The following is a 20,501-nucleotide window of genomic DNA, read 5'->3' as shown; positions in this document are numbered from 1 at the left end:
GACGAGTCCACCGAAAGGCACGTTTAACGAATCAACGGCCAGATCAAGGCTGAGTCACATCCGGGTGGATTCGCACCATCCTGCCAGCCGGTGCCAGACCAGCCAAATCCAATTAGAGATCAAGGCTAAGCTGGCTGGGTGATACACGCTCCCACCCAACGCACCCCCAAGCTCCTTGCCTATTCAGCCGTCATGGACGTCCTGCTGGTCGTCGTCTTTGCCCTGTCCGGCCGCAGCTCCCACCATGAGTCGCTGTCCGTGGGCGGCGTCTTCACCACTGCCTGGCCGTTCCTGGCCGCACTGGTCCTCGGCTGGCTGCTGACCCGCAACTGGCAGCGTCCCGTCTCCCTGTGGCCGGCGGGCGTCTGCATCTGGCTGATTACGGTGGCCGGCGGCATGGCGCTGCGCATCCTCTCGGGTGCCACCGCCGAAACGCCCTTTGTCATCGTGGCCACGATCGTGCTGGGCGTGTTTCTCCTGGGCCAGCGGCTCCTGGCCCGGCTGGCACGAAGGTACGGCCCGAAGCGTTGAACCGGGCCCCAAGTGGGCTACCATCAAAGTCGAACACCCCGCCACCGTGCCCCTGACGCAAAGGACCCCTCCCGTGATCACCGCCTTCGTCCTGATCAAGACCAACGCCTCCCGCATCCCCGAGGCCGCCCAGGAAATTTCCGAACTTGCCGGCATCAGCGAGGTTTACTCGGTCACCGGCGAATGGGACCTGATCGCCATTGCCCGCGTGCAGAAGCACGAGGACCTGGCCGACGTCATCGCCGACAAACTCTCCAAGGTCGACTCCGTGATGTCCACGACAACACAGATCTCCTTCCGGGCCTATTCCCAGCATGACCTCGACGCGGCCTTCGCACTCGGCTTCGACGGCTAGCAGGCAGCCTGTGCCGGGAACGCCGCCGCGGCGGCGTTCCCGGCACTTTCTGCGTTTAAGCCTGTCCGGTGCTCAGTGCCACCCAGCGCTTGAGCACGCCGGCCGCCGCTCCCCCGTCAATCGACGCTTCGGCACGGGCCACGGCAAACCTGATCCGGTCCTCGAGCGTGCCCTTGGCGTCCTGGTCGTAGGCCACGAGGCCTGCGGCCGCATTAAGTACGACGGCGTCACGCACGGGACCGCGCTCCCCGTCCAGGACACGGCGCACCACCCCGGCGTTGTAGTCGGCGTTCTTGCCACGCAGGTCATCGATGGTGGCCCGCGGGATGCCGACGTCGAGGGGGTCAAACCCGGACTCCACCACGGCGCCGTCCCGGACCTCCCACACGCGGGAGGGTCCCGTCGTCGTCAGTTCATCCAGGCCGTCGCTGCCGCGGAACACCAGGGCACGCACGCCGCGGGCCGCCAGCACGCCAGCCACCAGCGGCGCCAGCCGCGTGTCCGCGACACCGATGGCCGAGGCAGCCACGTGGGCGGGGTTGGTGAGCGGGCCGAGCAGGTTGAAGGCGGTGGGCACGCCCAGCTGGGCCCGCGCCGGGGCCGCGTGGCGCATCGAGGGGTGGAAGAGGTTCGCGAAGCAGAACGTGATGCCCACCTCCACGGCGGCCCGTTCCACCAGTTCCACCGACTGGTCCAGGCGGACGCCGAGCGACTCCAGGACGTCCGCGGACCCTGCGGCCGAGGACGACGCGCGGTTGCCGTGCTTGACCACGGTGGCCCCGGCGCCGGCACAGACCATCGCCGCCATGGTCGAGATGTTGACGGTGTTGAGCCGGTCTCCCCCGGTGCCCACGATGTCCAGCGCCTCGCCGGTGATCGCCAGCGGCCTGGCATTGAACAGCATGGCCTCGACCAGGCCGTTCACTTCCTCGACGGTCTCCCCCTTGGCGTGCAACGCCACAAGGAAGCCGGCGATCTGCACGTCAGAGGCGTTTCCTGCCATGATGGTGTTCATGGCCCACTCCGTCTGCGCGGAGGAAAGATTGTTGCCCCTGATCAATGAGGCGATGAGATCCGGCCAGGTCGGGGCTGCGGCCAGGGGGCCATCTTGAGGGTTCACCCTCTCGATGTTAGACGAAACAGCGGCACTCCATGCGATTGTGACCATTGACACCACGGCCATGCTATGCATGGCCATCTGGATTAAGCCTGGGAATCAGCCGGAATTTCGCAGGTTTGTAGAAAAAGATCGCCGATTCGGCATTTCGCATTGGGAACTCAGGCGATTTACAGACATAATGTCTATGTGACAACCGCGACCCATGCCCCCAGTATCCCGGCGCATCCGACGCTGAACCGCCCCAACATGGTTTCTGTAGGAACCGTGGTTTGGCTGTCCAGCGAGTTGATGTTCTTCGCCGGCCTTTTTGCCATGTACTTCACGCTCCGCTCCACCACCGGTGGGCTGTGGGCGGAAGAAACGGCCAAGCTGGAAGTTCCCTTCGCCCTGGTCAACACCCTCGTCCTGGTCTCAAGCTCCTTTACTTGCCAGATGGGTGTGTTCGCCGCGGAGAACCTCCAGCCCCGCCGCATCGGCAGCCGCCTCCAGTTCACCCGTTGGGGAATGACTGAATGGTTCCTGCTGACCTTCATCCTCGGTGCCATCTTCGTGGCCGGCCAGTCAACCGAATACGCGACGCTGACCTCCGAGCACATCACCCTCAGTTCAAACGCCTATGGCTCCGCCTTCTACATCACCACCGGCTTCCACGGCCTGCACGTGATCGGCGGGCTCATCGCCTTCCTCCTTATCATTGGGCGCGCCTACGCCGCGAAGAAGTTTGGACACTTCGAGGCAACCAGCGCCATCGTTACCTCGTACTACTGGCACTTCGTCGACGTTGTGTGGATCGGCCTGTTCTTGGTCATCTACATCCTGAAGTAGGCTGGCAAACAGTTTTCTTCTACACGACGCAGAATTAGCATTTGCGGCTCTCACCAGAGGCTGCTGGATATAGATCAAAGGAACCACCAAGTGAAGGCACTTTCGCAGAAGCGACGTCATCCGCTGGCAGCAATAGCGCTGCTGGTGCTGGGGCTCATGCTTACCGGCGGGCTGTACGCCGTTGTCACAACAGTGAACCAGGCCAAGGCTGACACCACCACGTTTACCGCCGGCCAGGCCCACGAGGGCGAGAAGCTGTTTGTGGCCAACTGCGCCACCTGCCACGGCCTCGGTGCCAAGGGCACGGAAAACGGCCCCTCCCTGGCAGGCGTCGGCGCTGCGGCAGTCAGCTTCCAGGTCGGCACGGGCCGCATGCCCATGCAGATGCAGGGCCCGCAGGCCCTCCAGAAGCCGGCCCAGTTCAACGCCGACCAGACCAACGAACTCGCAGCCTACGTCGCCACCCTCGGCAACGGCCCGGGCATCCCCGAAGCGCAGTACCTTGACGGCAAGGGAGACGCCACCAAGGGTGGCGAGCTGTTCCGCGTCAACTGCGCCATGTGCCACAACGCTGCAGCTGCCGGCGGCGCCCTGACCCGCGGCAAGTTTGCACCGGCCCTGGCCGGCGTGTCCAACGACCACATTTACGAAGCGATGGTCACCGGTCCGCAGAACATGCCGGTCTTCAACGACGCAAACATCACCCCGGAAGGCAAGCGGGACATCATCACGTTCCTGAACACCATCGAGCACCAGGGCTCCCCCGGTGGAGCCGCTCTCGGCTCCCTTGGCCCGGTCTCCGAAGGCCTGTTCCTGTGGACGGCCGTCCTCGGCGTGGTCATCGGCTTCACGGTCTGGCTGACGTCCAGGACTTCCTGACCGGCCTCCACAAGATTTTGGCTGCCCCAGGCAGCCGCGCGAAACATACATTACGACCCCGGGAAAGTACCGGGATAAGAGAAGGATGAGGGGATTATGGGCAACCATAGTGACGGCACGCCGGCCAGTTCGGGCGCCGTAGCTAAGGCTGGTCACGAAGAGGTGGAGAAGTTCCAGGACCCGGGACTTCCGCCACATCGTTTGCGACTGGCTGACACGGACCCCAAGGCAGCAAAGCGGGCCGAGCGCCAGGTGGCAATCCTGTTTGGGATTTCCGTCATCGGCACCCTGCTCTTCTTCTTTGCCTACTTTGGCATTCGCCTGGACCAGACACTGACCACCCTGCACCTCCAGAACATGTTCCTGGGCCTGGGCGTCGGTTTCGCCATGCTGGGCATTGGAACGGGCATCGTGCATTGGGCCAGGGCCCTCATGCCCGACCATGAAGTTTCCGAGGAACGCCACGCCCTGCGCACCGAAGACGACCGCGTCGCGGCCGTGCAAATCGTTGACGACATCATTGAAGAAACCGGCATCAAGCGCCGTCCCCTGATCCGCAACACCCTGATCGGCGCCATGGCGCTGGCACCGCTGCCGGCCATCGCCATCCTTCGCGACCTCGGCCCGCTGCCCGGCAACGACCTGCACCACACCCTGTGGAAGGCCGGCGAACGCCTGGCCCGCGACCCTGACGGCACGCCGATCAAGGCTGCCGACGTGACCAACGGTTCCGTTTTCCACGTCATCCCCGAGTCGCTGAACAACCTGACTGAGGGCAAGCTGGAAGAGAAGGCCAAGGCTGCTGTGCTGCTGGTCCGCCTGGATCCCAGCGAACTGCACCCGTCTCCCGGCCGCGAGGACTGGTCCTACAACGGCATCGTTGCGCACTCCAAGATCTGCACGCACGTCGGTTGCCCCGTGGCCCTCTACGAGCAGCAGACACACCACCTGCTGTGCCCCTGCCACCAGTCGACGTTCGACCTGACGCAGGAGTGCAAGGTGATCTTCGGCCCGGCCGTCCGCCCCTTGCCCCAGCTGCCCATCACGGTGGACAGTGAAGGCTACCTGGTCGCACAGAGCGACTTCCACGAACCTGTCGGACCGAGCTTCTGGGAGCGTGGCTAATCATGAGTTCTGCAACGCAATCACCGTACAAGGCCAAGACCTCGACGGGCCGCATCACCGACTTTGTTGACCAGCGCGTGGGGGGCTCCGGCATCCTTCGCGAGTTTGGACGGAAGGTTTTCCCCGACCACTGGTCCTTCATGTTCGGCGAGGTGGCACTGTACACCTTCGTCATCCTGCTGCTCTCCGGCACCTTCCTGACGCTCTTCTTTGACCCGTCCATGGCGGAGACGCATTACAACGGCAGCTACGTCCCGCTCAAGGGGCTGCAGATGTCGGTGGCGTATGACTCCACCCTGAACATCTCCTTTGACGTCCGCGGCGGGCTGTTCATGCGCCAGGTGCACCACTGGTCGGCGCTGCTCTTCGTGGCCGCCGTCTCGGTGCACATGCTGCGCGTGTTCTTCACCGGCGCCTTCCGCAAGCCGCGCGAACTGAACTGGGTGGTCGGCGGCATCCTGCTGATCATGTCCATGGCTGAAGGCTTCACCGGCTACTCGCTTCCCGATGACCTGCTGTCCGGCAACGGCCTGCGCATCATCGACGGCGTGATCATGGCCATCCCGGTGGTCGGAACCTACATTTCCTTCTTCCTCTTTGGTGGCGAGTTCCCCGGAACCGTCATCATCAGCAGGCTCTACATGTTCCACATCATGCTGATCCCGGCCATCATCCTGTTGCTTGTGGCGGTGCACCTGTTCATGGTGGTTGTGCACAAGCACACCCAGTACCCCGGCCCGGGACGCAGCGACCGCAATGTGGTCGGCTACCCGCTCGGACCGGTATACGCCGCCAAGGCCGGTGGATTCTTCTTCATCATCTTCGGCATCATCGCCTTCGTCGCCGCCCTGTTCACGATCAACCCGATCTGGAACTACGGTCCATACGACCCGTCCCCCATCTCCGCCGGCACCCAGCCTGACTGGTACATCGGCTGGGTCGACGGTGCCCTGCGCCTCATGCCGGGCTGGTTGTTCAACATCCCGATGGAATGGAACATCCCACTCCCCTGGGGCGTCAACACGCTGAGCCTGAACATCCTACTGCCAGCCCTGGTGCCTGCCGGCATCGTGTTCATCCTCCTGTTCACTTACCCCTGGATCGAACGCTGGGTCACCCGCGACGACCGCGAGCACCACGTGCTGGACCGCCCGCGCAACGCGCCGACCCGTACGGCCATCGGCGTGTCAGGGTTCATCTTCTACTGCGTCATGTGGGCGGCTGCAAGCTCCGACCTGATCGCCACCCACTTCCAGGTCTCGCTGAACGACGTCACGTACTGGCTGCGTGCACTGTTCTTCGCCGGTCCCATCCTGGGCTTCATCGTGACCAAGCGTGTGGCCCTGGCGCTGCAGCGCAAGGATCGTGAGATTGCCCTGCATGGCCGCGAGACGGGCCGCATTGTGCGCCTGCCGCACGGCGAGTTCCAGGAGATGCACGCCCAGCTGGACGACTACAAGCGCTACCGGCTGGTCAGCTACGAGTCACCCGTTGCCGAGGAAGGCATCCCCAACGAAAACGGGATTGTGACCAAGACGGAAAAGCGGCGTGCAGCACTGAGCCGTTTCTTCTTCGAGGACCGGGTTGCCCCGGCAACCCCGGCGGAACTGGAAGCCGGACACGGCCACCACGAGGCCATCGAGTCCGCCGAAGAGCACAAGCCGGTGTCCCGCTACTAGGCACCAACGGCTTTCACTGCCTGACTGTCCGGAAGGGCGGCTCCCCCCGGGGAGCCGCCCTCTCGCGTTTAAGCATGGCCGGCCGCCATGGAAAACATGGCGCCGCAGGCCCGCAAGGGCCCCTGGAACGCCCCGCAGCCTCCCCCGCTAGTAGCCGCGGCGGATGCGCACCCCGGGGCGCTGCAGGGGCACCCGCAGCTTGTAGCGGTCGGCGCGGTAAAAGGAGATGGAATAATCCACGGACGACTGCGAAACGAAGGCATGGCGCTCCATGCGCAGGACCGGGGCCCCGACGTCGACCTTCAACAGCCGCGCGATGGAAGGGGTCGCGGCATTGGCCTCCACAATGTCCTCCCCCCACTCGATCACGAGCCCGTAGCGCTCACTCAAAAGGTTGTACAGCGAAGTGGGCGGGCCCTGCTCCAGGATTCCGGGAACGCGCCAGGCAGGGATGAAGTTCTCATCGACGCTCATGGGCTCCTCATCGGCCAGCAGGAGCCGCCGGAAGCGGATGACCGGCTGGCCTTCCTCCATTTGGAGCTCACGGGCCAGACGGGCCGTGGCCGGAATCTGCTCGAAGGACAACGTCCGCGCCGCCGGACGCATGCCGCGGCGCTGCATCTCCTCGGAGTAGGAGGTGAGCTTGACCTGGACATCGAGTTTTTCGTGGGAGACGAAGGTGCCCACCCCCACCACCCGGTCCAGCAGTTCCTCGTCCACCAATGCCTCGATGGCATGCCGGACAGTCATCCGCGCCACGCCGAAATGCTCGGCAAGATCCCGTTCGGAGGGCAGCTGGCTGCCCGCCTTCGCCAGGCCCGTCACATAGGCACGGAAGAGCTCCCGGAGCTGGATGTGCACGGAGACACCCGAGTCGCGTTCCAGGTGCCCTGGGACGCTTGCTGCCGGCGGTACTGGGTAACCCATGAAACTCCTTTGTTGGCCATTTCCAGCCTAAAACACGACTACTCTCAATATGTAAAGCAACTACCGCCAAGGAGCGAGCAATGTACACCCGGAAAGCCACCATAGCGGCCAGTGTGGGCCTCCACGCGCGGCCGGCTGCGGTCTTTGTCCGTGCCGTCAACGCAACGGGACTGCCAATCACCCTTGCCAGGGAGGGCCTGGAGCCCGTGGACGGCCGTTCGCTCCTGGAGGTCATGACGGCAGACTTCGCGTGCGGCACCGAAGTGGTGGTCTCCGTCGCCGCATCGGTGCAGGACGACGGCGCCACCCGGGCGGCCGTGGACGGACTCGCCGAGCTTCTGGCCACCGACCTCAAGGACCCCACCCTGAACCATCCGCGCTGAACAGGCCCTCCCGGGGTGCTTGGCCGCCGGCAGCATCCCGCGCCGGAACCGATCCCCGGTGTGGTTCGTGGATTAAAGCCAGGATTAAAGGCAAAGGGCCCGTCCCCCACTTGAAAGTGGGGGACGGGCCCTTTGTCGCTGTGCGGGTTCACACACCGCGGGACGTTGTTTCCCGGGCTAGTGTGCGTGGTCTCCGCGGCTGTATTCGTACACCCAGCCAACCAGTGCGATCACTGCCAGGCCGGCGCCGAAGAAGACGATCCACCAGCCCACTGCCAGGCCCATGAAACCGGACGCGGCAGCCAGCCCCAATACCAGCGGCCACCAGCTCCAGGGGCTGAAGTGGCCCTGTTCACCGGAGCCCTCGTGCACTTCAGCGTCCACCCTGTCCTCAGGACGGGGACCGACGCGGTTGCCGGTGTAGTACGAATACGCACCGATCATCAGGCACATGCCAGCCAGCAGGTAAAGCGCCAGGTAGCCGACGTGTTCGTGCCAGCCGACCATGAAGCCGTACACCGTTCCGACGGGGATGAAGAAAAGACCGATAAGGATAAAGAGCCAGGATTCTACCTTCACTGGGCATCTCCCTTCGATGACGCGGCCACGGGTGCCGGCTGGTAGTGCGGTGCCAGTTCCGGGTGGTGCAGGTCAAGTGCGGGACGCTCGGAACGGATGCGCGGCAGGGACGTGAAGTTGTGGCGCGGCGGCGGGCAGGACGTGGCCCACTCCAGCGAGGCACCAAAGCCCCAGGGGTCGTCAACTTCAACCTTCTTGGCACTGCGCCAGGTGATGTACACGTTCCAGAACCACGGGATCATGGACGCGCCAAGCACGAACGAGGAGATTGTGGAGAACTGGTTCATCCAGGTGAAGCCATCCTGCGGCATGTAGTCCGCGTAGCGGCGGGGCATGCCCAGCACGCCGAGCCAGTGCTGGATCAGGAACGTTCCGTGGAAGCCGAGGAACAGCATCCAGAAGTGGATCTTGCCCAGGCGCTCGTTGAGCATCTTGCCGGTCCACTTGGGCCACCAGAAGTAGAAGCCGGCGAACATGGCGAACACCACCGTGCCGAAGACCACGTAGTGGAAGTGCGCCACCACGAAGTAGGTGTCCGAAACGTGGAAGTCCAGCGGCGGGGAGGCCAGGATGATGCCGGTCAGGCCGCCGAAGAGGAACGTGACGATGAAGCCGAGGCTCCACAGCATGGGCGTCTCAAAGGTCAGCGAACCGCGCCACATGGTGCCGATCCAGTTGAAGAACTTCACGCCGGTTGGAACGGCGATCAGCATCGTCATGAAGGAGAAGAACGGCAGCATGACCTGGCCGGTGACGTACATGTGGTGGGCCCACACCGTCACGGACAGGGCCGCAATGGAAATGGTGGCGAAGACCAGGCCCTTGTAGCCGAAGACGGGTTTCCGGCTGAAGACCGGGAAAATTTCGGACACGATGCCGAAGAACGGCAGGGCAATGATGTATACCTCGGGGTGGCCGAAGAACCAGAACAGGTGCTGCCACAGCATGGCACCGCCATTTTCCGGATCAAAGATGTGCGCCCCGAAGCGGCGGTCGGCACCCAGGGCGAACAGGGCGGCGGCCAGCGGCGGGAACGCCATGAGGACCAGGATGGCCGTGATGAGCGTGTTCCATGTGAAGATGGGCATCCGCCACATGGTCATGCCGGGGGCACGCAGGGTGATGATCGTGGTGATGAAGTTGACCGAACCAAGAATCGTGCCAAAGCCCGACAGGGCCAGGCCAAACACCCACAAGTCGCCACCGACACCGGGGCTGAACGTCGTGTTGGACAGCGGTGCGTAGGCAAACCAGCCGAAGGCGGCAGCACCCTGCGGGGTGATGAAGCCGGAGACTGCAATGGTGCTGCCAAACAGGAAGAACCAGAAGGCCAGTGCGTTCAGGCGTGGGAATGCGACGTCAGGCGCACCGATTTGCAGCGGCATGATCACATTTGCGAAGCCGGCAAAGAGCGGGGTGGCAAACATGAGCAGCATGATGGTGCCGTGCATGGTGAACAGCTGGTTGTACTGATCCTTGGTCTGCAGGATCTGCATGCCGGGCTCAAACAGCTCCGCCCGGATGATGAGCGCCATGACGCCACCAAGACAGAAGAAGATAAATGAGGCGATCAGGTACATGTAACCGATCGTCTTGTGGTCGGTGGACGTAATCCAGTTGACGACAATGCGTCCCTTGGACACGGGGACCACCCTAGGAGCAGCTGAACTGACTTCAGCTGCCGAGTACTCGAGTGTAGACACTTTCCTCTTCCCCCCTACTTCTGGTTCTGGTTCGGATTGCGGTCATACTTGCCGCCAAGATGGCCAACCTGGCCTTTGGCCTGCAGGGAGGCCATGTGGGCTTCAAACTCAGCCTCCGTAACCACCTTGACGTTGAAGAGCATCTCCGAGTGGTACTCGCCACACAGCTCCGCGCACTTGCCGTCGTACTCGCCGAGGGCGGTGGGCGTCAGTGTCATGTAGTTGGTGACGCCGGGGAGGACGTCCTTCTTGTCCAGGAACGCCGGCACCCAGAAGGAGTGGATGACGTCACGGGAGTTGAGCTGCAGTTCAACGCTCTTGTTGATCGGCAGGTACAGGGTGGGAAGTGTCGACTTGTCGAACGTCTTGCCGTCCAACTGCGCCTGGACGCCTACGTCGTAAACGGGCTCGGCAACGTTGCTGCCCTGCAGGTAGTTGAAGTCCCAGGACCATTGCTTGGCCCGGACGTCTACGGTGAGGTCCGGATGGGATACCCGTGCATTGATGGACTGCTGCTGGACGTCGGTGAAGTGGAAGAACACGAGCACCATGAAAAGCGGCACCAGCACGTAGAACACCTCCAGGGGGAGGTTGTAGCTGGTTTGGCGGGGGAAGCCGGTGGCCCCCTTGCGGCGGCGGTAGGCGATGATGCACCAGATGATCAGGCCCCACGTAATAAGGCCAATGATCAAAACCGTGATCCAGGTGTTGACCCACAGGTCAATGATCCCTGCCGTGTGGTTGGTCGTTTCACGGGTGGATGGCAACCAGCCATTCTTATTCTCTGCCGTACATCCAGACAAAGCTAACGCTCCGGCAATGGCCAGCCCGGCTATGGGGATGACTTTTGCGCGTCGGCTGCCGGTTCGGTCCTGCGAACTCACAGACGGCCCTTCCTCTTGTTACTGCGCACCGGGCAGGCTTGGGACCTGCGGTGCGAAACGGGTTTTACTACTCGATGTAGAGCTTACCGCCATGGCGCGCCAAATGCGCACCAAACCCACCGTGCGTCGGCAGCAAAAACGAAAAACCGCCGGCGGGCCCCCCATCGGGTACGAGTGCTTGGTTAGTGGAACGAGTCGCCACAGGCACAGGAGCCTCCGGCGTTCGGGTTGTCAATGGTGAAGCCCTGTTTGGAAATGGTGTCTTCAAAGTCGATGCTGGCACCATCCAGGTAAGGCACGCTCATCTTGTCGATGACCACCTCGACGCCGTCAAACTCACGGACTGCGTCGCCATCCAGGAGGCGCTCGTCAAAGTAGAGCTGGTAGATCAGTCCGGAGCAACCGCCGGGCTGCACGGCAACACGCAGGCGCAGGTCGGTGCGGCCTTCCTGTTCAAGCAGGCTGCGCACCTTTCCGGCGGCAACGTCGCTGATCTGCACGCCGTGGCTGGGCAGTTCAGCCACATCAACGGCAGTGGTGGTGTCTTCGTGGGCATTTGCGGTCATGGCATTTCCTTACGTGGGGTACAAATACATGCTACGTCGGGCCCGGCACGGGCGCTAACCATTTCAACCAAGCGCCTGCCGGTTGTGTTCCCGCGCACTGTCACGGCGGGCGGGAACGGCGGCTATCCCGCAGCGGGCCTGTTCATGGCGGCCAGCAGGAGCGCCTCGGCGGTGATGGCCTTTTCAAAGTCACCCAGGTGGAGCGATTCGTTGGCGCTGTGCGCCCGGGAATCGGGGTCCTCCACACCTGTGACCAGAATCTGTGCCGACGGGAACACCTCGTTCAGGTCTGCAATGAAGGGGATGGAGCCGCCCATGCCGCTCTCCACGGCAGGGACGCCCCAGGACTCCCCCAGCGCCCACAAGGCGGTCCGCGCGGCCGGGGCCCTGGTGTCGGTGGCGAAGGGCTGGCCGGCCTCCCCCGGGGTGAAGGTGACACGGGCACCGAACGGTGCGTGCTTGTGGACATGTGCGGCCAGCGCTGCCATGGCGGCCTGCGGGTCCTGTCCCGGTGCCAGGCGCAGGCTGACCTTCGCGCGGGCCGCCGGCAGCAGCGTGTTCGAACTCATGGCCACGGACGGGATGTCCATGCCGATGATGGACAGGGCCGGCTTGTCCCAGAGGCGGGACGTGATGCTGCCGGTGCCGGCCAGGGTGGCGCCGTCCACGACGGCGGCGTCGGCCCGGAAGGCCGCCTCCGGGTAGTCCAGGACTGCGTGCTCCCCCGTGGCCAGGCCCTCGATGGCGACGGAACCGGCGTCGTCGTGGAAGGTGGCAATCAAGCGGGCCAGCAGCGTCGGCGCATCCAGGATGGGACCGCCAAACATGCCGGAGTGCACGGCGTGGTCCAGCACGCGGACCTCCACGGTGCCATCGGCCAGGCCGCGGAGGCTCGTGGTGAGGGCCGGAACGCCAACCTTCCAGTTGGCGGAGTCGGCGACGACTATGACATCGCCGGCCAGGAGCTCGCGGTGGGTCTGCAGGAAGGTGCGGAACGTTGGCGAACCCGCCTCCTCCTCGCCTTCAATGAACAGGGTGACGCCGAGCCCGAAGTCCGCGCCCAGCACCTCCTGGACCGCGCGCATGGCACCGATGTGGGCCATGATCCCGGCCTTGTCGTCCGCGGCACCGCGCCCGAAGAGGCGCCCGCCCTTCTCGACGGCCGCGAACGGCTCGGTCTCCCACAACGCCGGGTCGCCGGGTGGCTGGACGTCGTGGTGGGCGTAGAGGACCACGGTCGGGTGGCCGGGACGGGCCCGCTTGCGGGCGACGACGGCGGGCCCGCCGGGCGTACCGTCGTCCTTGTTGACGCGCAGGACCTGCACGTCCTCCAGGCCCAGTCCGCGGACCAGGTCCGCCACCGCCGCCGCGCTGCGGTCCAGCGCGGCGGGGTCAAAGGCGTCCCAGGCGATGCCCGGGATGGCGACAAGGTCCTTCAGCTCGGCGACGGTGGCGGCAAAGTTGCGGCCAACGCTGGCCCGCAGCCCGTCGACGGGGACCCCGGCGCCGGGACCGGCATGGGAAGGGGAAAGGGTTTGATCAGTCATGATGGCCAGCCTACCGCCGCGGACGCAGGCACTTCGTCAGGGAGCGGCCCGCTTCCGGGGTATCCTTTACGGGTGTTTGGACGTAAGAAAGATCAAGCCCCCGACCCGCAGGCCACGCCTGCCCCCTCCGCGCCGATTGACAGGTCCCGGGACCCGCAGTCGGCCAAGGGCGTACCCACGCCTTCGCGCAAGGAACGGGAGGCCGCCCGCAAGCGGCCCCTGGTCCCGAACGACCGTGCCGCAGCCAAGGAGGCTGCCCGCGACGCCCGCCGCGAAGAGCAGGCCCGCATGCGCCGCGCCCTCGACACCGGCGAGGAACGCTTCCTGCCGATCCGCGACAAGGGACCGCAAAAGCGCTTTGCCCGCGACTTTGTGGACGCCCGCTTCAGCCTCGGTGAATACGTCATGTTCCTGGCACTGGCGATCGTCATTCTCACGGTGGTCATTCCCTCCACGAACGGTTCGCAGGTCTACATCTTCCTGCTGTTCTGGGTCATGGTGGCCGGCGTGGCCATCGACGCCTGGTTCATGTCCCGCAAGCTCAAGCGCCAGCTCGTGGCAAAGTTCAAGACGGTCGACTCCGGCGTGGTCTGGTACGGCACGATGCGCTCGCTGCAGTTCCGCCGCCTGCGCCTGCCCAAGCCCATGGTCAAGCGCGGGGAATGGCCCAGCTGACCCCTGCCCCGCCTTCACCACTGCCAGCCAGGCACGCTACGCGCCGGACGCTTCCCCACGGAAGGGTCCGGCGTCGTGCTTTAAGCGCCGCCGGCGCCCGCTTCGCTTGGCGGGGCCCTTCGGCCGCTAGGCTGGGGTGCATGGAATACCGCTACCTGGGCCGTTCGGGCCTGAAAATCACTGAAATCACCTACGGCAACTGGCTGACCCACGGATCCCAGGTGGAGAACGACGTCGCCGCCTCCTGCGTGCGCGCGGCGCTCGACGCCGGCATCAGCACCTTCGACACGGCAGACGCCTACGCGAACGGCAAGGCCGAAGAGGTGCTTGGCGCAGCGCTGGCCAACGAACGCCGCGAGTCCCTGGAAATCTTCACCAAGGTGTACTGGCCGGTGGGGCCGAAGGGGCCCAACGACGCCGGGCTCTCCCGCAAGCACATCATGGAGGGCATCAACGGCTCGCTGCGCCGCCTGGGCATGGACTATGTGGACCTGTACCAGGCGCACCGCTTTGATCATGAGACGCCGTTGGAGGAGACCATTGCCGCCTTTGCCGACGTCGTGCGCCAGGGCAAGGCACTCTACATCGGCGTCAGCGAGTGGACGGCGGACCAGATGCGCCGCGGCCAGGCACTGGCCCGTGACGCAGGCTTTTCACTGGTGTCCAACCAGCCGCAGTACAACGCGCTGTGGCGCGTGATTGAGCCCGAGGTCATCCCCGCGGCCAGGGAACTGGGCATGTCCCAGGTGGTGTGGTCGCCGATGGCCCAGGGCATGCTCTCCGGCAAGTACCTCCCGGGGCAGCCCGCGCCCGCCGGTTCCCGCGCCACGGACGAGCACGGCGGCAAGTCCACGATCAGCCGTTACCTGGACGACACCATCCTGGAGAACGTGCAGAAACTGCGTCCGGTCGCCGAGGAACTGGGACTGTCAATGGCGCAGCTGGCCATCGCCTGGGTGCTGCAGAACGACAACGTGGCCACGGCGCTCGTGGGTGCCTCACGGCCCGAACAGGTGGCGGAGAACGTGAAGGCCTCCGGCGTGAAGATCCCGGCGGAGCTCATGGCCGCCATTGATGCGGCACTGGCCCCCAGCATCATCAACGACCCCGCCCAGACGGTCAGCCCGGCCTCGCGCCCGGCCTGACGCCAAGCCTGATGCCAAAAACGGCCCGGCCCCGGAGCTGGGAATCCCTCGCTCCGGGCCAGGCCTTCGCTTTTCGGCGGCGCTACCGCCGCAGCGCCGCGAGTTCCTTGTTGATGCGGGCCGCCCAGAACGGGCCCTCGTACAGGAATGCCGTGTAGCCCTGGACCAGCGTGGCACCGGCATCGAGGCGCTCCTGCACTTCGGTGCCGGTTTCCACCCCGCCCACCGAGACCAGGACCAGCCGGTCCCCCACGGCGGCCTTCAGCTGCCGGAGAACGTCCAGGGACCGCGCCTTCAGCGGCGCGCCGGACAGCCCGCCGGCGCCCTTTGCCTCCACCAGGGCCGCCGGGCTGGCCAGGCCATCGCGGCTGATGGTGGTGTTGGTGCAGATGATCCCGTCGAGGCCCAGGTCCAGTGCCAGCGCCGCAACGTCGGCCACGTCCGCATCGGAAAGGTCGGGGGCAATCTTGACCAGCAAGGGCACGTGCCGTCCCGCCGCGGAGTCCGCCGCCTCACGTACGCCGGACAACAACGGACGCAGCGTTTCGACGTTTTGCAGCAGGCGCAGCCCTGGCGTGTTTGGGGAACTGACATTGACCACCAGGTAGTCGGCGGACGGCGCCAGGGTGCGGGCACTGACGAGGTAGTCGGCCACCGCGTCGTCCAGCTCCACGGCCTTGGTCTTGCCAATGTTCACCCCCACCACGGGGCGCACGGCCGGATAGCTGCCGCCCAGCTCGGCCAGCGCCCTGGCGAGGCGCGGCGCCACGGCCGCGGCGCCGTCGTTGTTGAAGCCCATGCGGTTGATGACGGCCCGGTCCTCCACGAGCCGGAACAGGCGCGGCTGCGGGTTCCCGGGCTGCGGGCGGCCGGTGATGGTGCCGACCTCGATGTGGCCGAACCCGAGGTTGGCCAGGGCGTTGATGCCCTTGCCTTCCTTGTCGAAGCCGGCGGCCAGGCCGAACGGGGTGGGAAAGGTGAGCCCGAAAGCGGTGGTCTGCAGCGACGGGGACGGGGCGAACATGCGCCGCAGCACGGCGCCTGCGCCAACGCGGTGCGCGGCCTTGATCAGCGTGAAACCGATCTTGTGCGCCCGTTCGGCGTCCATCCAGGAAAAGCAGAGCCGAAAAAAAGTGGGGTATATGCGCATGCCACCAGTTTTCCGTCTCGCGGGCGCATCTGCAAAACGTCCGGCCCTGCGCGTCATGCCGGCGCGCCAGGCGCTAGCATGGCGGGATGGAAAGCAATGGCGTTGAGTCCACGTTCCACGCCGATGTTGTGGTGGTGGGTGCCGGGCTGTCCGGGCTGGTCTGCGCGGCCGAGGCCTACAACGCCGGACGCCGGGTGCTGGTGCTGGACCAGGAACCGGAAGCGTCCCTGGGCGGGCAGGCGCACTGGGCCCTGGGCGGGCTGTTCCTGGTGGACTCACCCGAGCAGCGCCGGCTGGGCGTGAAGGACACGGCGGAACTGGCCCTGTCCGACTGGCTGGGCTCCGCCGCCTTTGACCGCCCCGAGGACCATTGGGCCCGCCAGTGGGCGCAGGCCTACGTCAACTTTGCGGCCGGGGAAAAGCGTGCCTGGCTGCACTCGCTGGGCGTGCGCTTCTTTCCGCTCGTCCAATGGGCCGAGCGCGGCGGCTACGACGCCCAGGGCCACGGCAACTCCGTCCCCCGCTTCCACGTGGTCTGGGGCACCGGGCCGGGCATCCTGGAGCCCTTCCTGGCCAAGGTGGCCGAGGGGGTCGCCGCAGGCCGCGTCCAGCTGGCCTTCCGCCACCGGGCCGTGGCGCTGACGGTCGACGCCGGGCGCGTCACCGGGGTGCGCGGCGACGTCCTGGCGCCCTCCCCCGCCGGGCGGGGCGGGGCGAGCAGCCGGGAGGTGGCGGGATCCTTCACGGCCACCGCCGGGGCCGTCGTGGCCACCAGCGGGGGCATCGGCGGCAACCACGCCATGGTGCGCCGCCAATGGCCCGGCACGGCAAGTCCCCGCCACATGCTCTCCGGCGTCCCGGCCTCGGTGGACGGCCGGTTCCAGCAGGCCGTGGCCGCGGCAGGCGGCCGCCTGGTCAATACGGACCGGATGTGGCATTACCCTGAAGGCATCCACGACCCTGACCCGGTCTGGCCCAACCACGGCGTCCGCATCCTGTCCGGACCGTCGCCGCTGTGGCTCGACGCAACCGGCCGGAGGCTTCCCGTCCCCTTGTTTCCCGGCTTTGACACCCTGGGCACGCTCCGTCACCTGGGCACGACCGGTTGGGACCATTCCTGGTTTGTGCTGAACAAGACCATCCTCGGCAAGGAGTTTGCGCTGTCCGGTTCAGCGGACAACCCGGACCTGACCGGCCGGGACGTCAAACTGCTGGCCAAGCGGGCCCTCCCCGGTGCCGCCGGACCGGTGCAACGGTTCCTTGACGCAGGGATCGACTTCCTCCAGGCAACAACCGCCCAGGAGTTGGCGGCGGGGATGAACGGCCTCATCGGTGAGGACCTGGTTGACCCGCAGGGCCTTTACGAAACGCTGGCGGCACGGGACCGGCAGGTCACCAGCGGCCTGGGCAAGGACTCCCAGCTCAATGCCATCCGGGAGGCACGCCGCTTCGCCACGGACCGGCTCATGCGTGTGGTGCCGCCGCATCCGCTGCTGGCCCCCGAACACGGACCCTTGATTGCGGTGCGTCTTTCCACCCTGACCCGCAAAAGCCTGGGCGGGCTCCAGACGGACCTGGCTTCCCAGGTGCTGGACGACAACGGCCGGCCCATCGCCGGGCTCTTCGCCGCGGGCGAGGCGGCCGGGTTCGGCGGCGGCGGCCTCCACGGCTACCGGGCCCTGGAAGGGACCTTCCTGGGCGGCTGCCTGTTCTCGGGGCGGAGCGCCGGACGCGGCGCCGCGGCGGCCACGTCGTCGTGAGCGCCACTGCAGACGGCTGGGTGCCGGACATCCTGGGGCCGGACTACGCCGCCCAGCCGCTGGACGTGCCACGACCCGACGGCACGCCGCGCCAGGCCACCCTGGTGCGGCACCGCCCCGTGGTACCGGCGGGAACGGCAGCCCGGACCGCGACGCGCACTCCCCGCCCTTCCGTCCTGTACATCCACGGCTGGAGCGACTACTTTTACAACACCGGCCTGGCGGAATTCTTCACCACCCGCGGCTATGACTTCTACGCCCTGGACCTGCACAACCACGGCCGCAGCCTGGTCAGCCACGACCTGGGCGGCTACGTTGACGACCTGGCGGACTATGACGACGAGATCACGCTTGCGCACAGCACCATCCGGTCCGCAGCCGGGGTTGCCGGCGGTGCCTTCCCACTCCTGCTCATGGGCCATTCCACCGGCGGACTGGTCGCGGCCCTGTGGGCGCAGAAGTTTCCAGCGAACGTCGGGCAGCTGGTCCTGAACAGCCCGTGGCTGGAAATCCAGGGCGGGGCGGCCATCCGGCGCGCCGCCACCCCCCTGGTGCGGCCGGTGGCGGACCTGCGCCCGCTGACCCGCATGCGCGTGCCGGAACGGACGTTTTACTGGCGCGGCATCAGCGACGAAGCGTACGGCGACTGGCCCGTGGACAGGACGCTGCGCCCGCCCCAGGCCTTCCCCGTCCGGGCCGGCTGGATGCGGGCCATCCTCGCTGCCCAGCGGAGGGTTGCCGCCGGGTTGGGCCTGCCCATGCCCGTGCTGGTGATGCTCTCCTCGCGCAGCATGCTCGGTCCGGTGTGGAACGGGGCCATGCTGCGTGCCGACGTGGTGCTGGATGTCCGTGCGCTCGCCCTGCGCGCCGTATCGCTTGGCACCAGCGTCAGCGTCGAACGGGTCGACGGCGCGCTGCATGAAGTGTTTCTCTCCGGCGGGGAGGTGCGCCGGGACGCCTACCACCGGCTGGACCGCTGGCTGCGCGGCTACGGGCCGCCTGGACACGCATAGCACAAGCGTGCCATAACCGCCGTGCTAGGCCTTCGCCGCGGCATCCACGGCGCCGCCGTACCGCCGGTCGCGCCGGGCATACTCGTCCACTGCGGCCCAGAGGGTGCGTCGGTCGACGTCCGGCCACAAGGTGTCCATGAAGACAAATTCGGCATAGGCGCTCTGCCACAGCAGGAAGTTGGAGAGCCTCTGCTCGCCGCTGGAACGCAGGAAAAGGTCCACGTCCGGCATGTCCGGCACGTAGAGGTACTTGTGGATGCTGCGTTCCGTGATGGACTTCGGGCTGACCTTTCCGGCGGCGACATCCGCGGCAAGGGCAGCCACCGCGTCGGCGATCTCCGCGCGCCCGCCGTAATTAACACACATGGTCAACGTAATGGTGCTGTTGTGCCTGGTACGTTCCTCGGCCACCTGCAGTTCCTTGATGACCGAGCCCCAGAGCCGGGGCTTGCGGCCGGCCCAGCGGATCCGCACGCCCCATTCGTCCAGCTGGTCCCGCTGGCGCCTTAATACGTCCTTGTTAAAACCCATCAGGAAGCGGACCTCCTCCGGGGACCGTTTCCAGTTTTCCGTCGAGAAGGCGTACACGCTGACGTATTTGATGCCCATTTCAATGGCCCCGGCCATGACGTCCAGCAGTGCAGGTTCGCCGGCCTTGTGCCCTTCGATTCTCGGCAGCCCGCGCAGGTTGGCCCAGCGGCCGTTGCCGTCCATGACAATGGCCACATGGCGGGGAATGAGCGCTGCCGGGATGTCCGGCATGACGGCGCCGGAGGGGTGCGGCCAGGGTGCCTTCACGGCAGGGCGTCCGTTGCCGTTCCTGCCGGGTTGTCCTGCCTTGGGCATCTACACACGCTCCACAAGTTTAAGGGAGCGCACGGTGCGCTCCAGGTGCCACTGGACATAGGCGGCGACCAGGCCGGCTGCCTCGCGGCGGTGAATGATTGCTGAGGCGTCCGCCCCGGCCCAGTCGCCGCTGAGCAGGCTCGCGAGCAGCGACATGGTCTGCGGTGCCGGCGCCGGTGAGCCCGGCGGCCGGCAATCGGGGCACACGGCCCCGCCCAGCGACGCGTTGAATGAACCGTGGGGGCCGGGCTCCCCGCACCGGGCGCAGTCACCGAAGCTCGGCGCCCAGCCGGCAATCGACACGGCCCGCAGCAGGTAGGAATCCAGGATCAGTTCCGGTGCATGGGCGCCACGGCTCAGTGCGGCCAGGGCCCCCACCAACAGCAGGTAGTGTGCGCTGGAGGTTTCACCGTCGACGTCGGTGAGCCGCTCCGCCGTTTCCGCCATGGCGGCGGCCACCACATAGCGGTCATAGTTGGCTGCGATGGCGTCCCCGTAGCTGGCCTTCGCCACGGCCTGGGTGACGATGTCCAAAGTGCGGCCCTTGACCAGCTGGAGGTCGGCCACCATGAACGGTTCCAGCCGCGCCCCGAACTTGCTGCTGGTGCGGCGCACCCCGCGTGCCACGGCGCGCAGCTGGCCGTGCCGGTGGGTCAGCAGGGTGATGATCCTGTCTGCCTCGCCCAGTTTGTGGGTGCGCAGGATCACGGCGTCATCCCGGTAGGTGCGCGTGGCGAACGATTGATTGGACACCCCTACATTCTTCCACCTGCCGGGGCGCCTGCCGCCCTCCCACGCCCGGCGCCTGC

General features: G+C 66.1%; 21 protein-coding genes. 11 read left to right on the top strand and 10 right to left on the bottom strand.

Translation table 11 applies throughout. From position 1 onward, the window contains the following. Window positions 1-138 precede the first annotated feature (138 nt). The gene (locus tag MMF96_RS10340; protein WP_256883488.1) at window positions 139-531 is read left to right on the top strand and encodes a DUF3054 domain-containing protein; all 393 of its coding nucleotides are present in this window, start codon (window positions 139-141) and stop codon (window positions 529-531) included. Between the two features lie 73 nt (window positions 532-604). Next, window positions 605-886 carry an Lrp/AsnC ligand binding domain-containing protein gene (locus tag MMF96_RS10335; RefSeq protein ID WP_176615937.1) on the top strand — a complete coding sequence of 94 codons (282 nt, stop codon included), beginning with the start codon at window positions 605-607 and terminating at the stop codon, window positions 884-886. Between the two features lie 55 nt (window positions 887-941). Here the strand turns inward: MMF96_RS10335 and trpD are convergent, their stop codons facing one another. Next, window positions 942-2,006 carry an anthranilate phosphoribosyltransferase gene (trpD, locus tag MMF96_RS10330; protein ID WP_256883487.1) on the bottom strand — a complete coding sequence of 355 codons (1,065 nt, stop codon included), beginning with the start codon at window positions 2,004-2,006 and terminating at the stop codon, window positions 942-944. Window positions 2,007-2,192: 186 nt separating this feature from the next. Between trpD and MMF96_RS10325 the strand changes: the two genes are divergently transcribed. From MMF96_RS10325 to MMF96_RS10310, 4 genes are all read left to right on the top strand, one after another. Continuing rightward, on the top strand, window positions 2,193-2,831 hold the full coding sequence (locus tag MMF96_RS10325) for a heme-copper oxidase subunit III (protein WP_256883486.1): 639 nt from the start codon (window positions 2,193-2,195) through the stop codon (window positions 2,829-2,831). 90 nt (window positions 2,832-2,921) lie between these two features. Beyond that, a complete protein-coding gene (locus MMF96_RS10320) occupies window positions 2,922-3,710 on the top strand; it encodes a cytochrome c (RefSeq protein WP_176615936.1) in 789 nt (262 codons plus the stop codon). Window positions 3,711-3,806: 96 nt separating this feature from the next. Then, complete coding sequence (locus tag MMF96_RS10315) at window positions 3,807-4,835, top strand: ubiquinol-cytochrome c reductase iron-sulfur subunit (protein ID WP_256883485.1); 1,029 nt, start codon at window positions 3,807-3,809, stop codon at window positions 4,833-4,835. A 2-nt stretch (window positions 4,836-4,837) separates the two neighbouring features. After that, window positions 4,838-6,514 (top strand): cytochrome bc complex cytochrome b subunit, encoded by a 1,677-nt coding sequence (locus tag MMF96_RS10310; RefSeq protein ID WP_176615934.1) that lies wholly within the window; start codon window positions 4,838-4,840, stop codon window positions 6,512-6,514. Window positions 6,515-6,661: 147 nt separating this feature from the next. Here the strand turns inward: MMF96_RS10310 and MMF96_RS10305 are convergent, their stop codons facing one another. Further along, window positions 6,662-7,441: a GntR family transcriptional regulator gene (locus MMF96_RS10305; protein ID WP_176615933.1), complete on the bottom strand. Its 780-nt coding sequence runs from the start codon at window positions 7,439-7,441 to the stop codon at window positions 6,662-6,664. 80 nt (window positions 7,442-7,521) lie between these two features. Between MMF96_RS10305 and MMF96_RS10300 the strand changes: the two genes are divergently transcribed. Continuing rightward, on the top strand, window positions 7,522-7,824 hold the full coding sequence (locus MMF96_RS10300; protein WP_176615932.1) for an HPr family phosphocarrier protein: 303 nt from the start codon (window positions 7,522-7,524) through the stop codon (window positions 7,822-7,824). Window positions 7,825-8,001: 177 nt separating this feature from the next. Here the strand turns inward: MMF96_RS10300 and MMF96_RS10295 are convergent, their stop codons facing one another. The 5 genes from MMF96_RS10295 to MMF96_RS10275 all read right to left on the bottom strand — a co-directional run bounded on the left by MMF96_RS10295 (window position 8,002) and on the right by MMF96_RS10275 (window position 13,103). Beyond that, window positions 8,002-8,403: a cytochrome c oxidase subunit 4 gene (locus MMF96_RS10295; protein ID WP_176615931.1), complete on the bottom strand. Its 402-nt coding sequence runs from the start codon at window positions 8,401-8,403 to the stop codon at window positions 8,002-8,004. After that, window positions 8,400-10,055 carry a cytochrome c oxidase subunit I gene (gene ctaD / locus MMF96_RS10290; RefSeq protein WP_371130853.1) on the bottom strand — a complete coding sequence of 552 codons (1,656 nt, stop codon included), beginning with the start codon at window positions 10,053-10,055 and terminating at the stop codon, window positions 8,400-8,402. The genes MMF96_RS10295 and ctaD overlap by 4 nt, the downstream gene beginning before the upstream one ends. A gap of 65 nt (window positions 10,056-10,120) precedes the next feature. Beyond that, window positions 10,121-10,990: a cytochrome c oxidase subunit II gene (gene coxB, locus MMF96_RS10285; protein WP_176615929.1), complete on the bottom strand. Its 870-nt coding sequence runs from the start codon at window positions 10,988-10,990 to the stop codon at window positions 10,121-10,123. 182 nt (window positions 10,991-11,172) lie between these two features. Beyond that, complete coding sequence (locus MMF96_RS10280; protein WP_176615928.1) at window positions 11,173-11,556, bottom strand: iron-sulfur cluster assembly accessory protein; 384 nt, start codon at window positions 11,554-11,556, stop codon at window positions 11,173-11,175. 122 nt (window positions 11,557-11,678) lie between these two features. Beyond that, window positions 11,679-13,103, bottom strand: a complete 1,425-nt coding sequence (locus tag MMF96_RS10275; RefSeq protein WP_256883484.1) for a dipeptidase — start codon at window positions 13,101-13,103, stop codon at window positions 11,679-11,681. Between the two features lie 72 nt (window positions 13,104-13,175). Between MMF96_RS10275 and MMF96_RS10270 the strand changes: the two genes are divergently transcribed. Together MMF96_RS10270 and MMF96_RS10265 are read left to right on the top strand one after the other, a co-directional pair. Further along, on the top strand, window positions 13,176-13,778 hold the full coding sequence (locus MMF96_RS10270) for a DUF3043 domain-containing protein (RefSeq protein WP_256883483.1): 603 nt from the start codon (window positions 13,176-13,178) through the stop codon (window positions 13,776-13,778). 140 nt (window positions 13,779-13,918) lie between these two features. Next, entirely contained in the window at window positions 13,919-14,923 is a 1,005-nt protein-coding gene (locus MMF96_RS10265; RefSeq protein ID WP_256883482.1) for an aldo/keto reductase family protein, read from the top strand. 82 nt (window positions 14,924-15,005) lie between these two features. Here MMF96_RS10265 and MMF96_RS10260 read toward each other — a convergent pair whose 3' ends face one another. Beyond that, window positions 15,006-16,073 carry a quinone-dependent dihydroorotate dehydrogenase gene (locus tag MMF96_RS10260; protein ID WP_256883481.1) on the bottom strand — a complete coding sequence of 356 codons (1,068 nt, stop codon included), beginning with the start codon at window positions 16,071-16,073 and terminating at the stop codon, window positions 15,006-15,008. 86 nt (window positions 16,074-16,159) lie between these two features. Between MMF96_RS10260 and MMF96_RS10255 the strand changes: the two genes are divergently transcribed. Together MMF96_RS10255 and MMF96_RS10250 are read left to right on the top strand one after the other, a co-directional pair. Further along, window positions 16,160-17,833 carry an FAD-binding dehydrogenase gene (locus MMF96_RS10255; protein WP_256883480.1) on the top strand — a complete coding sequence of 558 codons (1,674 nt, stop codon included), beginning with the start codon at window positions 16,160-16,162 and terminating at the stop codon, window positions 17,831-17,833. Beyond that, complete coding sequence (locus tag MMF96_RS10250) at window positions 17,830-18,846, top strand: alpha/beta hydrolase (protein ID WP_256883479.1); 1,017 nt, start codon at window positions 17,830-17,832, stop codon at window positions 18,844-18,846. Before MMF96_RS10255 ends, MMF96_RS10250 begins: the two co-directional genes overlap by 4 nt. Window positions 18,847-18,870: 24 nt before the next feature. On the opposite strand, the gene MMF96_RS10245 is transcribed toward MMF96_RS10250, so the two are convergent. Both MMF96_RS10245 and recO read right to left on the bottom strand, forming a co-directional pair. Next, window positions 18,871-19,692 carry an isoprenyl transferase gene (locus MMF96_RS10245; RefSeq protein WP_256883478.1) on the bottom strand — a complete coding sequence of 274 codons (822 nt, stop codon included), beginning with the start codon at window positions 19,690-19,692 and terminating at the stop codon, window positions 18,871-18,873. Beyond that, complete coding sequence (gene recO, locus MMF96_RS10240; RefSeq protein ID WP_176615921.1) at window positions 19,693-20,445, bottom strand: DNA repair protein RecO; 753 nt, start codon at window positions 20,443-20,445, stop codon at window positions 19,693-19,695. It lies immediately after the preceding gene. Between the last annotated feature and the right edge of the window lie 56 nt (window positions 20,446-20,501).

The organism is Arthrobacter sp. STN4 (genome assembly GCF_024539665.1).
Classification (GTDB): Bacteria; Actinomycetota; Actinomycetes; order Actinomycetales; family Micrococcaceae; genus Specibacter.
The sequence above is the reverse complement of the archived record's forward strand: the minus strand, read 5'-3'. Positions and strand labels throughout refer to the sequence as shown.

Excerpts from the sequence above, each read along its gene's own strand:
- MMF96_RS10315 (WP_256883485.1), top strand. The coding sequence starts at position 3,807 with ATGGGCAACCATAGTGACGGCACGCCGGCCAGTTCGGGCGCCGTAGCT.
- MMF96_RS10310 (WP_176615934.1), top strand. The coding sequence starts at position 4,838 with ATGAGTTCTGCAACGCAATCACCGTACAAGGCCAAGACCTCGACGGGC.
- MMF96_RS10305 (WP_176615933.1), bottom strand. The coding sequence starts at position 7,441 with ATGGGTTACCCAGTACCGCCGGCAGCAAGCGTCCCAGGGCACCTGGAA.
- MMF96_RS10300 (WP_176615932.1), top strand. The coding sequence starts at position 7,522 with ATGTACACCCGGAAAGCCACCATAGCGGCCAGTGTGGGCCTCCACGCG.
- MMF96_RS10280 (WP_176615928.1), bottom strand. The coding sequence starts at position 11,556 with ATGACCGCAAATGCCCACGAAGACACCACCACTGCCGTTGATGTGGCT.
- MMF96_RS10275 (WP_256883484.1), bottom strand. The coding sequence starts at position 13,103 with ATGACTGATCAAACCCTTTCCCCTTCCCATGCCGGTCCCGGCGCCGGG.
- MMF96_RS10265 (WP_256883482.1), top strand. The coding sequence starts at position 13,919 with ATGGAATACCGCTACCTGGGCCGTTCGGGCCTGAAAATCACTGAAATC.
- MMF96_RS10260 (WP_256883481.1), bottom strand. The coding sequence starts at position 16,073 with ATGCGCATATACCCCACTTTTTTTCGGCTCTGCTTTTCCTGGATGGAC.
- MMF96_RS10255 (WP_256883480.1), top strand. The coding sequence starts at position 16,160 with ATGGAAAGCAATGGCGTTGAGTCCACGTTCCACGCCGATGTTGTGGTG.
- MMF96_RS10245 (WP_256883478.1), bottom strand. The coding sequence starts at position 19,692 with ATGCCCAAGGCAGGACAACCCGGCAGGAACGGCAACGGACGCCCTGCC.